At 40.4% G+C, this 14,426-nt stretch carries 12 protein-coding genes; 6 read left to right on the top strand and 6 right to left on the bottom strand.

Going from position 1 to position 14,426, the window contains the following annotated elements; all coding sequences use genetic code 11:
- The first annotated feature begins 136 nt into the window (after positions 1-136).
- From hemF to aroE, 3 genes are all read left to right on the top strand, one after another.
- Positions 137-1,078 (top strand): oxygen-dependent coproporphyrinogen oxidase, encoded by a 942-nt coding sequence (gene hemF / locus DPG01_RS02145; protein WP_110974054.1) that lies wholly within the window; start codon positions 137-139, stop codon positions 1,076-1,078.
- Positions 1,079-1,364: 286 nt separating this feature from the next.
- Positions 1,365-1,571, top strand: coding sequence for a hypothetical protein (locus tag DPG01_RS02140; protein WP_086208984.1), 207 nt, complete (start codon positions 1,365-1,367; stop codon positions 1,569-1,571).
- 91 nt (positions 1,572-1,662) lie between these two features.
- Complete coding sequence (aroE, locus tag DPG01_RS02135) at positions 1,663-2,451, top strand: shikimate dehydrogenase (RefSeq protein WP_110974053.1); 789 nt, start codon at positions 1,663-1,665, stop codon at positions 2,449-2,451.
- 42 nt (positions 2,452-2,493) lie between these two features.
- Here the strand turns inward: aroE and DPG01_RS02130 are convergent, their stop codons facing one another.
- Positions 2,494-4,923, bottom strand: coding sequence for a hypothetical protein (locus DPG01_RS02130; protein WP_110974052.1), 2,430 nt, complete (start codon positions 4,921-4,923; stop codon positions 2,494-2,496).
- 231 nt (positions 4,924-5,154) lie between these two features.
- On the opposite strand from DPG01_RS02130, the gene DPG01_RS02125 reads away from it, so the two are divergent.
- Positions 5,155-6,978 (top strand): acyl-CoA dehydrogenase C-terminal domain-containing protein, encoded by a 1,824-nt coding sequence (locus DPG01_RS02125; protein WP_086208987.1) that lies wholly within the window; start codon positions 5,155-5,157, stop codon positions 6,976-6,978.
- A gap of 122 nt (positions 6,979-7,100) precedes the next feature.
- On the opposite strand, the gene DPG01_RS02120 is transcribed toward DPG01_RS02125, so the two are convergent.
- The 4 genes from DPG01_RS02120 to hchA all read right to left on the bottom strand — a co-directional run bounded on the left by DPG01_RS02120 (position 7,101) and on the right by hchA (position 11,408).
- Entirely contained in the window at positions 7,101-7,703 is a 603-nt protein-coding gene (locus tag DPG01_RS02120; RefSeq protein ID WP_086208988.1) for a hypothetical protein, read from the bottom strand.
- A gap of 85 nt (positions 7,704-7,788) precedes the next feature.
- Entirely contained in the window at positions 7,789-8,970 is a 1,182-nt protein-coding gene (locus DPG01_RS02115; RefSeq protein WP_110974051.1) for a CsgG/HfaB family protein, read from the bottom strand.
- Positions 8,964-9,341 (bottom strand): hypothetical protein, encoded by a 378-nt coding sequence (locus DPG01_RS02110; RefSeq protein ID WP_086208990.1) that lies wholly within the window; start codon positions 9,339-9,341, stop codon positions 8,964-8,966. The genes DPG01_RS02115 and DPG01_RS02110 overlap by 7 nt, the downstream gene beginning before the upstream one ends.
- Before the next feature lie 1,197 nt (positions 9,342-10,538).
- Positions 10,539-11,408, bottom strand: a complete 870-nt coding sequence (hchA, locus tag DPG01_RS02105) for a glyoxalase III HchA (protein WP_110974050.1) — start codon at positions 11,406-11,408, stop codon at positions 10,539-10,541.
- Between the two features lie 501 nt (positions 11,409-11,909).
- On the opposite strand from hchA, the gene DPG01_RS02100 reads away from it, so the two are divergent.
- Complete coding sequence (locus tag DPG01_RS02100; protein ID WP_110974094.1) at positions 11,910-12,542, top strand: LysE family translocator; 633 nt, start codon at positions 11,910-11,912, stop codon at positions 12,540-12,542.
- A 60-nt stretch (positions 12,543-12,602) separates the two neighbouring features.
- Here the strand turns inward: DPG01_RS02100 and DPG01_RS02095 are convergent, their stop codons facing one another.
- Positions 12,603-13,493 carry a LysR family transcriptional regulator gene (locus DPG01_RS02095; RefSeq protein ID WP_086208992.1) on the bottom strand — a complete coding sequence of 297 codons (891 nt, stop codon included), beginning with the start codon at positions 13,491-13,493 and terminating at the stop codon, positions 12,603-12,605.
- A 110-nt stretch (positions 13,494-13,603) separates the two neighbouring features.
- On the opposite strand from DPG01_RS02095, the gene DPG01_RS02090 reads away from it, so the two are divergent.
- Complete coding sequence (locus DPG01_RS02090) at positions 13,604-14,359, top strand: SDR family oxidoreductase (protein WP_110974049.1); 756 nt, start codon at positions 13,604-13,606, stop codon at positions 14,357-14,359.
- Positions 14,360-14,426 lie beyond the last annotated feature (67 nt).

The raw sequence follows: 14,426 nt of genomic DNA, 5'->3' as shown, positions 1-14,426 counted from the left end.
ACATGGCAGCATTTCATTTTTAAATTACTTCGAGACGACTCAATCTGCTGTAAGCCTCTCAGGAAAATATTCTTAATCTTTTTGCTATTTTATGTTTTGATGTAGGCAGTTTTCATCTCTTCCCTTGAGGCTTTTCATGCAGCACCCAACGTCTGCGGATATCCAACGCGTTCGCGAATTTCTCCTCGATTTACAAGCACGTATTTGCTCTGCACTTGAACAACAAGAGTGTGCTGGCGGTGGAACAGCGCAATTTGAAATAGATGACTGGGAACGTCCTGAAGGCGGTGGGGGGCGTTCACGCGTTTTACAAAATGGCACAGTGATTGAAAAAGGCGGGGTGATGTTCTCACACATCAACATTTCTAAACTCCCCGCTTCAGCGACTGAACGCCATCCGCAAATTGCAGGTGCCAAAGCACAAGCCATGGGTGTGTCCTTGGTGATCCATCCGAAAAACCCGAATGTCCCGACTTCACATGCCAATGTGCGCTTATTCGTGGCTGAAAAAGAAGGGCAAGACCCCATTTGGTGGTTTGGGGGTGGTTTTGACCTCACCCCATTTTATCCCAACGATGAAGATGTACTGTCATGGCATCAGACGGCGCATGACTTATGTGCTCCCTTTGGCGCTGAAGTCTATGCCGAACATAAACAATGGTGCGATGACTATTTTTACTTAAAACATCGTGATGAACAGCGCGGTGTCGGCGGATTGTTCTTTGACGATCTTAATCAATGGGACTTTGAAACCTGTTTCCAATATATTCAAGCTGTGGGCAATGGCTATCTGAATGCCATTCTTCCAATCTTCCAGCGCAACCAAGACAAGTCATATAGCGAGGCACAACGCGACTTTCAAATCTATCGTCGCGGTCGTTATGTCGAATATAATTTGGTCTATGACCGTGGTACGCTTTTTGGTCTACAAACAGGAGGTCGTATCGAGTCGATTTTAGTGAGCTTGCCGAATTTGGCGGGTTGGTCATATCGACCTGAATGGGAGCTTGATTCCGCTGAGAAAAAACTCACCGATTATTACCTCAAACCCCAAGATTGGCTCAACCTACTCAAATAGACACACAGGCTTACAATTCTATACCCTCTACGCATGCCCTTTTCACTAGATTAGGGCAGCTTATCCATTAAATTTTATATATTTCCCGATCAATTCCCCGTAGAATGACCACTACACAAAGCGTCATTTCTTTGCATTTATTAAAGCATTGTCACAGGTTTAAAACAGCAATTGGGTTCTTTTGAGTTCGCAAAAACCGTAAGCTAAATTAAGTCATTTTCAATGTATTCATTTTAATGACATCAACATTTAGTATCCTCCTTTGCTGTTCTCTGAGGTCCCAAACATGTTCGCAAAAAGAGTTAGCTCGACCACCATGGTTCTTTTCTGCTTTGCTATAGTGTTGCTAAGCTCGATCAGTACCACTATTTTTTCTGAAAGTGCATTCAATGATAATGCTTCTATCAGCATCACCGTATTTGCAGGTATCGGATTAACCCTGACTGCGGCAAAGCTATTGTTTGATACGATTCACAACATCTGTAATCCATAAGCCCTTCTGCTTCAGAAAAAATAGTCTAACGCTTTAGCCTGAGTCTAATTTGCCGTATATTGAACGGCATTTCTCACATGGACTTGGTGCGATGAGCAAACAATTCGCTGTCATTGGCAACCCGATTGAGCAGTCTTGCTCACCTGAACTTCACCATGCGTTTGCACAAAAAATGGGGCTCGACCTCAACTATAGTAAACGTCTTGCACCGCTCGATGGCTTTCTCGCCAACATCCAAGAATTTTTCGCCCACGGTGGCATAGGTCTAAACGTCACAGTTCCATTTAAAGAGCAAGCTTTTGCTGCCTGCGCAGTCCTCACTGAACGCGCCAAAATCGCAAAAGCAGTGAATACTTTATGGATGGTCGATGGTCAACTGCATGGAGACAACACCGATGGTCAAGGGCTAGTTGATGCTATTCATGCTTTGGACTGGAACTTAGACCAGACTGATGTGCTGATCATCGGTGCAGGTGGTGCAACTCGCGGCGTTATCTACCCACTGGTACAAGCAGGGGTAAAAAAAATTGTGATTGCCAATCGTACCCTTGCCCGTGCAGAGCAACTGGTGAGTGACTTAAAAACAGCTGTCCCTCAAGCTGAACTCCAAGCTATCGGCTTAGATGCACTCGATGGTCAGTTTGATCTAGTGATTAACGCAACCTCCGCCAGCCTAAGTGGTGACGCCCTCGTTCTGCCCGAGACACTCCTGTTTCAACATGCCTATGAAATGGCCTATGGCAAACCTTCGACCTTTTTAGACCAAGCCAAAGCACGTGGCGTACTCACCTCAGAAGGCTATGGCATGCTTGTTGGTCAGGCGATTGAATCTTTTTCCATTTGGAATGGCGTCAAACCCAACCTGAAAGATTTTTTATAAAAATCAATAAAAAAGAACCTCCGCAGAGGTTCTTTTTTCACATTACTTCATCTGCTTTTGTACGGATTTATACGTCTCATAATAAGTCGACTCACTAAAGAAGTCGTCATGTTCAAGCTTCAAACCTTGCAATGATTTTTCTGTCAATTGACCTTTTAAGTCATCGGCAAATGCTTTAGCAAAGATTTGTGCCGCCTGCGCTAAGTCTGCTTTTTGCTCTGGCTCAATCTCATAGCTATCGGTAAATTTTTCTTGATAGACATGTGCAAAGAGTGCCTGCTTGGTCTTGTATTTTTTAACCAAGTCTTTCCATTGCTGACTTTCTTGTGCTTCGTCTAAGGCATCTTCAACAATATTCGCGACACGTTCGCCCAATTCGTCAAAGTCTTGTTGGTGCTGTAGGACATGTTTTTGACGTAACTGATTCAAACGTTTCAGTGCTGAACCTTTCGGCTCTGCAATATCCATGAACTCATAGGCATACACTTCTGAAATTTCATTGATGGTCGCTGGGCTATAATAACGAATATATTCTGGACGTTGCGCAGCGAATACCAAGGCAAAGGTTGCTTGATATGCTTTTAACTCTGAATGATGACGTGCATAGCTTTGTTTGGAAACTTGCTGGTAATAATCAGAAATGTCTTTAGGTTGCTCTGCCGTATCTGACAATGTTGTCTCAACACTTTGAGATGCGCTAGCGTCTGCACCTAATGGTCCAAGCATGCCTTTCACTACGTTTTCCAGTAATGAACCTTTAGACACTTCCTCAATAGATTTGGCGTTTTTTAAAGCTTGACGGTCAATCGCTGCGGCATTGCCATAATTAAACACCTGATTGGTACTCTTAATTTGTAGCTTACCAATTTGCTCATCGCTGATTACAATGTTGTAATCCATATTTTGCGCACGGCCTTTTTGGTCGAGTGCAACATCCATCACAAATGGTGAACGCTCTGTTCCCAATTGTGCCATGATCGGTGTAATTTCAGCCTGATGTTTTTGCCAAAGTTGTTTAAAACCTTGCGCATCGACCAGTTGCTCAGTTTGATATGCCGTAAAGAGTGGTTTTAGCTCTTCCAAAACATTGATCGCGGCTTGACCAAAACTCTCTGTATCTACCGATTGAGTCACGGCTTTAGGCGCAAGCACATCAATATCTTGATAGTCCCGACATGCCGTCACTTTGCCGATAGGAATATTCTTAGTGTTGATGAGCGCATCACAAGCTTCTTCAGAGAGAGTATTAGATGATGCAGAAGCAGAGACTTCTTCTGTATCCTCTGTCTCATCCTCTGCATAGGCAACATCAGCAGCCGCATCTGTAACCGCATCGCTGACAGCATCTACCACGATGCCCTGCTCATCCCCATCTGTATGTGAACCTAAATGATGTATTTGCTGATTCACTAAACTCGTGACACGCTCAAGTGAGGCATAAGCAGGGTCTTCAGTTGCTACACCTGCGGCAGCCATCTCCGCTTCTTTCGCTGCTTGCATCGCATCATCTGCTGCGCTTGGCGTTTTTTCAGCGTCTTGAATCAGACGCTCGGCATCAAAAGCTTGTATCTGCTGGGTATAGTGCAGTTTGTTGACGTATTCAAATAAGCCCAATTGTACTTGTGCTGTTTCTAAGTCGCCGATATAGCGAATTTTCTTACTCAATCCTGCATCTTTTTCTTGTTTACTCAAACCCACACTATGCACCTGATTTGGCTCTGCCAATGCATAAGGTAAGGCATTCATTTGCTTTAAATATTCTGCAAATTTCTTAAAATCAATATGGCCAAATGCATCTTTATGCTTGGAAAAGTCAATGTATGCAAAACGATCCTGACTTTCACGGTTCACCATGAATGGCATAAAGGCAAAATAGTTGGTGTAAAACTTATAGTCATTAAAATCAACCACCATCGGCAACTGCGCTTGCACTTGTAAGGTTGGCTTTTGATAACTCAACTGCAACGTCAGTGCAGCCAGTTTTTGACGAAAATGTACGGAACCGTTGTAACTAAACTGCAAATCATTGAGTAAATTCACCAATGATTCTGCAATTTGCGTGCGAGCTGAACGTGACTCACCCGTGCTATACAGTGATGCATACGGATTTTGTTCACGCGCAAGCGCATCATACAAGGCCTGCTTCTCTTTAGCTGTAAATGGAATCTTTTGATTTTTTAATAATTGATCTAATTGCTTTTTCAACTCTGGATCTAAGTTCGTTGCATTTGATTGAGCATTGGACTTGGAATTTGACTGAGCCCTAGGCTTTGACTCATTAAAATTAAAATCCGACTGAATCGAGAACTGCCCTTTAAAATCATAACTGGCATTTTCAAACATGGCATTTAGACCATGCGTGGCTTGTTGCCCCAACTGCTGATCTGAAGAGGCATTGGATTTAATGACATGCTGAGTACACCCACTGATACTCAAACCCAATAAACAAAGTGTTATATATTTTAAGCGCATAATACTTGCTGAAAACCTGAGTTAATTATAGTTTATTAAAAAAGTACATGATCAAAAGACCATCGAGTCAGTGTAACAGAACTGTCTTTTTAGATTGATGATTTTATCTACCAATTCGCCTTTCTGACATTTTTTTAGGTCTGATTTATCAATGTATTTTGATACGATGTATGAATAATGAAATGATCGTTTTAAATAATCCAATACTATTTCTAAATTAGGATTACACACATGCCTGCATATAAAGCTCCCTTACATGATATTCGCTTCTTAATGAATGAAGTGCTGGACTATCCTGCACATTATCAAACCCTATCGAATGGTGAAGCTGCCGACGCTGACACGGTAGATATGATCTTAGAAGGTGCAGCAGATTTTTGTGAAAATATTTTATCTCCTTTAAACCAATCGGGTGATGAAGAAGGTTGTACCTTCGACAATGGTGAAGTAAAAACACCAAAAGGCTTTAAAGACGCGTATGACCAGTTTGTCCAAGGTGGCTGGCAAGGTTTGTCTTTCCCTGAAGAATTTGGCGGTCAGAACCTGCCACAATCATTAAACCTGATTAAATCGGAAATGATGGGTACAGCAAACTGGTCTTTCCAAATGTACCCAGGTTTAAGCATCGGCTGTATGAACACCATTTTGCAGTTTGGTACAGACGAACAAAAAAATCTATATATGCCGAACTTAGTGGCTGGTACATGGTCAGGCACTATGTGTTTGACTGAACCACAATGTGGTACCGACTTAGGTCAAGTCAAAACCAAAGCCGAACCGAATGCTGATGGCACGTATAACATCTCAGGCACTAAAATTTTCATCTCAGCAGGTGAACAAGATTTAACCGAAAACATCATTCACATCGTACTTGCACGTCTTCCAGATGCACCTGCAGGCACCAAAGGAATTTCACTGTTCATTGTGCCTAAATTCTTGGTCAATGCAGACAGTAGCCTCGGTGAACGTAACCCTGTGACCTGTGGTTCAATTGAACATAAAATGGGTATTCGTGCTTCTGCAACAGCCGTTCTCAACTTTGACAATGCTGTCGGTTACTTGATTGGTGAACCAAACAAAGGTTTACATGCCATGTTCACTTTCATGAACACCGCACGTATCGGTACAGCAATTCAAGGCATTGCACATGCTGAGCTTTCTTTCCAAGGTGCACTTCCATATGCCAAAGAACGTATGTCAATGCGTGCACTTTCTGGCAAGAAAGACCCTGAAAAAGTCGCTGATGCCATCATTCACCATGCCGATGTTCGTCGTATGTTGTTGACTCAAAAAGCGATTGCTGAAGGTGGTCGTTCAATGATTTATTATGCAGCGCAAATTGCAGACAAAATGGCCGATGCCTTAGAGCGTGGCGACACTGCAGCATTTGAAGCACATGATGATCACTTAGGTTTCTATACTCCAATTTTAAAAGGCTTCTTAACTGAATTAGGCTTGGAAGCTGCAAACCACGGTATGCAAGTTTACGGTGGTCATGGCTACATTAAAGAATGGGGTATGGAGCAAATTGCACGTGATGCACGTATTGCGACACTGTATGAAGGTACAACAGGTGTTCAAGCACTTGACTTAATCGGTCGTAAAGTACTGCTGACCTCTAAAGGTAAAGTCATTCGTGACTACACCGCTGAAATCCTGAAATTCTGTGGTCAACATGCTCGCAACAAATACATGCGCCGTTTTGCTTGGGACTTAACTAAGCTTTGCGCACAATGGAATGCTTTAACTGTTCGTATTATGCTGGCAGCACGTAAAGACCGTGACATCGTGTCTTCTGCATCTGTAGACTTCTTGATGTTCTCTGGCTATGTGATGATGGCTTACTTCTGGGCTCAACAAGCAGCTGTAGCTTCTGCGAAATTGGCATCAGGTGAAGGCCAAGAAACAGCTGAATTTTATAAAGCTAAAATCAAAGTGGCTGACTTCTACTTTGAGCGTATGCTTCCACGTACCCAAGGTCATGCTGAAGCAATGGTCAATCCTTCAAAAACCATGACTTCCTTGGCAACTGAACACTTTAGCTTTGATTACTAAGCTTAAAATTGAAGATGTCATCTTGTAAATGCATTGCATAACATCGGATGACCTTCATCAAAATTAAAAAAATCCAACTATCTGATGATAGTTGGATTTTTTATTTAAATCGTGGAATGAGCTTACTTTACAGTGACCGTAATACTGCCAGTATTTGCAGCACCAATCGCTGAGGTTTTGATACTTTCAACAGTGTTTTTGAAGCCTTTGGTATTGACTGAAGCATCAACAGAACCTGAATTAAAGGCTAAATTTGCAGCAGCGTAATTGCTCAATGTGCTATTCAGCTCTTGATAATATTCAGTATCCACACCTGCTGCCACAGAAGCTTCAACACCTGAGTCTAATTGTTGATAATGATGACCATCCATGTTTTTCCAAGCACTCATGGAGGCCTCCAGATCACCACTAAATGCACCAGAACTCACTTGATACACACTACCTTGTTCAAGGGTGATCTCACCCGTATTTACAGCACCAATTGCTGAGGTTTCAATTGTGCCCACGTCATTGATTCCACCCGCCGTATTCACTGTTGCGTCTATGCTATTGGTATTAATAGCTAAATTTAACGCACTTCCATTTTCAGCATTTTGAGCTAAAAGTGCTAGGGTGTCTTGCAAACCAGTATCCACCTGTACATGGTGTCCTCCTCCAGCCAATGCAGCACTTGATAAGAAAGCTACAGATACAGATAAGGCAATTGTTTTGATAGTCTTATTCATCGTTATTTCCTTATACACTCTAAAGTACTCCTCGCTAAGCACTTCTTTTTTATATAATAGGAGCGAGCCTATCTTTTCAATTCAGTTAATCTCGATTCGTTGTTGACCAATAATTTTCAGTGACTGCTGGATTGATATCCCAAAGTAGTTGAGGAGCTTCCTCTGTTTTGACATCGTCTTTCTCTACAGACTTAGACGGTATAGCTTTTTTCTTGCTGATATATTTAATTAAATCCTGCTTGCTCATTTCTGGTTCTGCATCAGGATCCTGAATCAACTCAGACTCTCTTTGTTTCGGAGGACGTGTATCTTTACTGGGTGTATCCGTTAATTTATTTTTTTCATTGGGCGCTGCCCCCTTATATGGTTGGGCATCCAATAGGCGCTTATTGGGGTTTTCAATCGTGCTGTTTTGCTGACTTTCTTTATATTTATGCAGTGCAACCGAACTGCGCGTTAAATTGAGACTGCCAAATTCAGGGGGAATCGCAGCTCTGCAACTCTCAAATGTACTCGGGGGAATGACCTGGCTTAACAGCTCAAAGGTTGCCAAATTCAGCATTTGGCGTAATGCAAAATTTGTTGCCTCACGCTCACCTTTGCCGATTTGAATATTCAGTAAAGTGTGTCCAGCAAATCGACCTGCATTCAGACCATAATCCTGTGAAACGATTTGCTTTTGCAGAGAGACGTTTGCGACCACTCGACTGCTACGGGTATCGGTAAGAGACAAGTCCAGACCAACCATTATTCGGGTTTGGCTATAGCTAGGCCCAACACCACCGACTTGCATGTCAAAACCCCCGCCAGGAATAAAATCCAAACTATTGATACTCCCTGTGACGTAATAATCTGAAGCGTGAATATTTCGAGGATCTCGAATCCCCCACTTTGCTTCACTTTCAATAATCCGCGGATCACGTCGGTTTAACAGGCTGACACCAGCTTGGAACAGGGCTGATTGCACCATATCCCCTGCGCCTTGGGTCACCATTTTTCCACTTCCGCCATTGGTGACCACGTCTTTCCCTGTCTGGTCTAAAATGGCCCCTACAGAAAAATTAACATCGGTGCGTAATTGTCCTTTTAAACAAGACAAAGCCATATCAAAAGGGGTAAAGATATCTGTAATTGGAGGGCCTTGTACTAAAGTGACAGGCTGTTTATTAGATGCTGCGAGTCCCGTACAACCTGTTAGCACTTGACTTAAGGCGACCAACACGCTCGCTGAAGATATTAATCTTCTATTGATTTGAAAACTCAGCATAATGAGACCCCCTGTTGGGTGCTCAAATTAGGGCATGCTGGATTATTTTGATTTGTGGTTGAATTCACTGCTGCTTCATTCACAGCATCACTAGAAATATCAACGCTGTTCTCAGAACCATTCACATTAACGTTACTGGTAGATGAATTTACGGTCCCAATTGAGCTGGTCGATGTGCTATAAATTGTGGTTTTTCCAAGACCTTCATAATAATCTGAGTCCATAAGCTCAATTAAATTCGCTTGGACTAAATTCTCTGTAGAACGTACTGTAGAAGCTTTCCAACGCGTACTCCATTCATCGGACGTTGCATAGGCATTATTCAAGCAAAATAAAAAACATAATCCTATATTAATTACTACTATTTTCATGAACTTAACCTTCCCTATTAACCCATATTATTTTCACACTCTCTGCTTCATAAAATTAAACTCAATACAAATTAAAACCCATTAAACCACATATAAAATTAAAATAACCCAAACAGAATAATGAAATAACAGACAGCCCAAAAAAAACCAACCCATCCCATTGTTTTAATTTTGATTGACTGAAACTTGGTATGCTATTTAAAATGTAAATAAAAATTTCAAAATAAATTAAAAACATATTAATAAAAAATCAAAAACATAAATAAAAGAAGAAAACATATTATGTAAACATTATTTATAATTCTATATTTTTATCCAATTAAACGGTTTAAATTCAGTCATTAAATAAAATACTCAGCAGAATTTCTCGCATCTCTAGTATCCTACTCAGCTCACATTTTGCGCTAAAAAGCTAAGACTCAACTGCTGTATAGCCAAGAGCCATGTACTGCGCTTTTCCACTTGCACTCATTTGATCTTGCTAAAGACGCATCATTGCTTGAATTCATGATCCATTTCCTTTACTCAGTAAAGAAAATAAAATTCTTATCGTCTTGATCATTGCTATCCAACCTAAAGCATTATTCAAAATAATAAATATAAAACACAAGAACAAATAAAAAAATAAACCATAAGCATTTAAATTAAAAAATCTTATATTAAAACACAGTCACAAAATAAAATAAAAACATCATATAACCATTTATTTGCATTTTCTTTTACTTCATAAACTTAAAAAATAAATATTAAAAAAATAAAACCATTAAAAATAAAATACAGAATAAAAAATTAAATTTAAAAAAATAAATTAGACTCATTTATAAAACTATTTCAGGCTAAATTTAAATATTATTACGCTTTATATAAAATAGAATGCTTTGCCTTTCTTATGGTTTCCACACTAGATAAAAAGTGTGAAAATACATGGTTTGATGTGCTCAGACGATGTGATGATGGCCTGTCTCTAGGTACGCTCCGTAGGTAGGTCTTAAAGCTGTTATCGAATGGCGTAAAATGAGATATTTTTTAGAGAGAAGGTTAAAGTGACAGACTATTTCTTCTTTGCAAGGCCGACAAAATCATGCACTCAGGCTAAATTGATCATAAAAGATGAGGTCATTTGTAACAGGGTCGTGAATCAACTGATCTATACAAAAAAGACTGCAACTGCAGTCTTTTTAATTGAATATTATTGATCTACTGAACTTCAGCTAAAAGTGCCTGAGCAGCCATTTTCCCCAAAGTATTAGAAGCCAAGGGACTGTCTCCCGTAATTAACTTACGATCTTGAATACACTGTCCTGACATCTCTTTATTGACGACATCTACACCCAGTTGCTCAAGTCGTTCTGCCAACAACCAAGGTAACTCTCCTGGCATATAACCAATCTCTAAATTGGCTCCCTGATCAAGGGCATCCGGGAAGACACACATTTTATAGCCCTTGAAAAGGTAGTTTTCTGGCGCTTCCTTAACCGCAGCAGCCAATAAGCCTGCTGGTCCATGACACAAAGAAATAACGAATTTATCTTTGGCTACCGCCCACTTCAGTAAAGTTTTTAGGTCTTCACTTTCAGGTAGCCCAATTAAAGCCCCATGCCCACCGGGAATAAGAACAGCCAAATAAGGCGAGTCGTCACCTAAACTGCTTTTCAATACCTCTGCTAGTTTTAAAGGTTTCTTAAACTGAGCAAGATACTTCTTAAAAGTTGCTGGAACAACGGGGTCTTCGTGTGGCATTGCCCACATTTCCAATTTGACAGGATTACCCGATAAAGTGGCGATATCAATTTCAAAACCAGCACGGTCTAAATGATACATCGGTAGCAATGTTTCCACAGGATGATTCCCTGTAGAGAAGAACTTACCGTTCTTCATCAGTAAATAACGCTCATCACTGGCAACCATCAGGATTTTTTTATGCCCGATATAAGGATTGGGATAATCTGTGCCATCAAAGTCTGTTTTACTGGCGGTATACTGGGAAAGTGAATAAGGTGAAGGGAAAAAAGCATTGTCTTCAGCTAAATCAGGGGTTGGATTACGATCTTGATGTGTCTGGGCCATTCTATTTCTCCTTGTTATTACTTTTTCATTTTCGATTTTTCTCAGTCTCAAACCCTGTATTTCAGGTCATTTATTCAGCATAGCAAAGTTTACACAGGTCTCTGTTTTTAACATGTAAATATTCATTTTCATGGCAAGCATATAAAATTAAAGCAATAAAAAACCCCGACATCCTGTCGGGGTTTTTCGTATTAATTGCTGAGGCATGACTCCTGTCTTACCTTCGTCCCTGTGCTGATCTTTATTGTTATTCTATTGGAGCATCCTGCTCTCTATGGTTCTATAGTAGAAAAATCACATGCAGACGTATAGGCGCAAAAAGCGGGAATTGATGTAAGCCAATTCGTACAAAATAATGAACACATTTCCACATAGAAGCAGTGATCATTTTTGATGAAAGGAACTCAAAGAAACAACTCATGTGAATATGTGAAAAATAACGTTCACTAAACTCATGATTGTTTGATATCTTCAAAACTCGGATTTTAGCGAGTATAGATGATGATTGACCTATCTCAGATGATTGCTTTTGCAGGTGTCGCGCTGCTCATGGTGCTCACGCCCGGTCCAAATATGATTTACTTGATTTCTCGCTCCATTTCTCAAGGAAAATCGGCAGGCTTAATTTCATTGGCCGGTATCATTTTAGGCTTTATTTTCTATATGGCTTGTGCCTCACTCGGCATTACCGCTTTCTTATTTGCCGTGCCTTTTGCCTATGACACCATCAAAATATTAGGTGCATTGTACTTACTTTGGTTGGCTTGGAATGCAGTGAAACCCAATGGGGTTTCTGCCTTTCAAACGGTGGATTTAAAACCCGATCGTCCGATGAAACTTTTTATGATGGGATTTCTCACCAATTTGTTAAATCCTAAAATTGCGATTATGTATCTATCCTTACTTCCTCAGTTTATTCAGCCCAATCACGGCAGTGTTTTTGTACAGTCGATGACTTTAGGCCTAATTCAAATTGTGGTCAGCTTTTTTGTGAATGTATTGATTGTCTACTCTGCGGGTTCATTAGCAGCCTTAATGAACCGCAAGCCGATTTGGGCACAAATTCAAAAGTGGATGATGGGGACGGTTTTATCGGTCTTAGCTGTTCGTCTTTTGATGGATGAGCGAAAATAAGCATGTCGATTCAGAGATTTAGCCTGTATTGTAATGAAGCTTTATGATGCGAAAGAAACGCTAGATAAGAAGTTTCTTTTTGAGTAAAGCATCCAACCAATCCACAAAGTCCTGAAAATACTTTGGCCGATACTGCCTGTCAGTCAACAAAATATTGATGGGCAATTCAAGACTTGGAATATCTAGAAATAAACGTTTTAACTGACTTTGTTCTACATATTGCACAGCATCAAATTCAGGTATTTGGATTATTCCCATACCTGCAAGGCTGGCTTGAATATATGCTTCAGTATTGTCAATGAGTAAACGATAAGGCATCTTCATTCGATGATCACGAAAGACTAATTCACTCCATTCCCGATAATATTTCCCAACATGATAATCAACGGCAAAATGTTGATTCAACTCAGCCAAGGTTTTAGGTTCTCCAAACTGTGCTAAATACTCAGGTGAAGCTAATGTCCAAATTTTTGTTTGGCAAATTGGTTTCATGAGCAAATATTTATCCTGCACCTCTCCCACACGCACCACACAATCTAATTGTTGCTCAATCAAATTAGAAAAATCATCACTGCCGTTCACCAACACTTTTACTTTTGGAAACTGCGCATAGAACTCTGCCAAATGAGGGATCAGGATTTGTGTTGCTAATCGTTTCGACATGCCAATACTAATTGTTCCCTCTTGGCTTCTTACATGGGTTTTAAAGCGATTAAGCTCTTTTAACTGTGCAACCAGACGGACTGCTTCGTCATAAAACAGAATGCCTTCATTGGTCAAAGAGACTTTGCGAGTGGTTCTATAAAACAATAGCACTTCATATTCTTTTTCAAGAGATTGAATCGCATAAGTTACATTCGATCGAGGCAAACCCAATTGTACAGCAGCCTGCGCAAAAGACTTCTTCTCTGCCACTAAACAAAAAATTCTTAGTCGATCAATCTTATCCATTTTATTGTGCAACTTTTTCAGACAATCAGTGCAATTTTAACAACTATTTCATACAAATAAATTCTTTTAAGATCATTTCAAACAACTACATACAAACCGAGGCTAGGCCCATGTCACAACACGACCTGAAAGGAAAAACTGTATTAATTACTGGCGGTGCTAAGAATTTAGGTGGATTGATTTCACGTAAGTTTGCAGAACACGGCGCAAATTTAGTCATTCATTATAATAGTACAGCAACACAAGCAGATGCCGAAAACACATTCAATCTAGTACAAGCATTTGGTGTCAAAGCCATCTTGGTACAAGCTGATTTAACAAATATTCAAAACATTGAAGCACTATTCGTTCAAGCTAAAACTGAGTTTGGTGGAATTGATATCGCAATTAATACCGTTGGTCGCGTCCTTAAAAAACCCTATCTAGATACGACTGAACAAGAGTTTGATGACATGAATGACATCAACAATAAAATTGCATATTTCTTTATTCAATCAGCAGGACGTCATCTGAATGAAGGTGGGAAAATATGCAATATCGTAACGAGTTTACTCGCAGCATATACGGGTCTTTATTCAACGTATGAAGGACTAAAAGCACCTGTAGAACACTATACACGTGCAGCATCTAAGGAATTTGGAAGTCGTGGTATTTCTGTTACTGCTGTTGCACCAGGTCCAATGGATACGCCTTTTTTCTATGCTCAGGAAGCCCCCGAAGCAGTTGCATATCATCAATCTGCCTCAGCACTGGGCGGACTCACCAAAATTGAAGATATAGAGCCATTGGTACGCTTCTTGGTTACAGATGGCTGGTGGATTACAGGACAAACTATTTTTGCCAATGGCGGGTATACAACACGTTAATCGTGTAAGCAAAATGAACAGCTGTTTTGATTCCATCATGCACAGCCGATATCCCCTTTCGTTTAAA

Source organism: Acinetobacter sp. WCHAc060042 (assembly GCF_003231195.1).
Taxonomy (GTDB): Bacteria; Pseudomonadota; Gammaproteobacteria; order Pseudomonadales; family Moraxellaceae; genus Acinetobacter.
The sequence above is the reverse complement of the archived record's forward strand: the minus strand, read 5'-3'. Positions and strand labels throughout refer to the sequence as shown.

What these genes read in the sequence shown, in the direction of transcription:
- hemF (WP_110974054.1), top strand. Translation starts at nt 137, where the DNA reads ATGCAGCACCCAACGTCTGCGGATATCCAACGCGTTCGCGAATTTCTC.
- DPG01_RS02140 (WP_086208984.1), top strand. Translation starts at nt 1,365, where the DNA reads ATGTTCGCAAAAAGAGTTAGCTCGACCACCATGGTTCTTTTCTGCTTT.
- aroE (WP_110974053.1), top strand. Translation starts at nt 1,663, where the DNA reads ATGAGCAAACAATTCGCTGTCATTGGCAACCCGATTGAGCAGTCTTGC.
- DPG01_RS02130 (WP_110974052.1), bottom strand. Translation starts at nt 4,923, where the DNA reads ATGCGCTTAAAATATATAACACTTTGTTTATTGGGTTTGAGTATCAGT.
- DPG01_RS02125 (WP_086208987.1), top strand. Translation starts at nt 5,155, where the DNA reads ATGCCTGCATATAAAGCTCCCTTACATGATATTCGCTTCTTAATGAAT.
- DPG01_RS02120 (WP_086208988.1), bottom strand. Translation starts at nt 7,703, where the DNA reads ATGAATAAGACTATCAAAACAATTGCCTTATCTGTATCTGTAGCTTTC.
- DPG01_RS02115 (WP_110974051.1), bottom strand. Translation starts at nt 8,970, where the DNA reads ATGCTGAGTTTTCAAATCAATAGAAGATTAATATCTTCAGCGAGCGTG.
- DPG01_RS02110 (WP_086208990.1), bottom strand. Translation starts at nt 9,341, where the DNA reads ATGAAAATAGTAGTAATTAATATAGGATTATGTTTTTTATTTTGCTTG.
- hchA (WP_110974050.1), bottom strand. Translation starts at nt 11,408, where the DNA reads ATGGCCCAGACACATCAAGATCGTAATCCAACCCCTGATTTAGCTGAA.
- DPG01_RS02100 (WP_110974094.1), top strand. Translation starts at nt 11,910, where the DNA reads ATGATTGACCTATCTCAGATGATTGCTTTTGCAGGTGTCGCGCTGCTC.
- DPG01_RS02095 (WP_086208992.1), bottom strand. Translation starts at nt 13,493, where the DNA reads ATGGATAAGATTGATCGACTAAGAATTTTTTGTTTAGTGGCAGAGAAG.
- DPG01_RS02090 (WP_110974049.1), top strand. Translation starts at nt 13,604, where the DNA reads ATGTCACAACACGACCTGAAAGGAAAAACTGTATTAATTACTGGCGGT.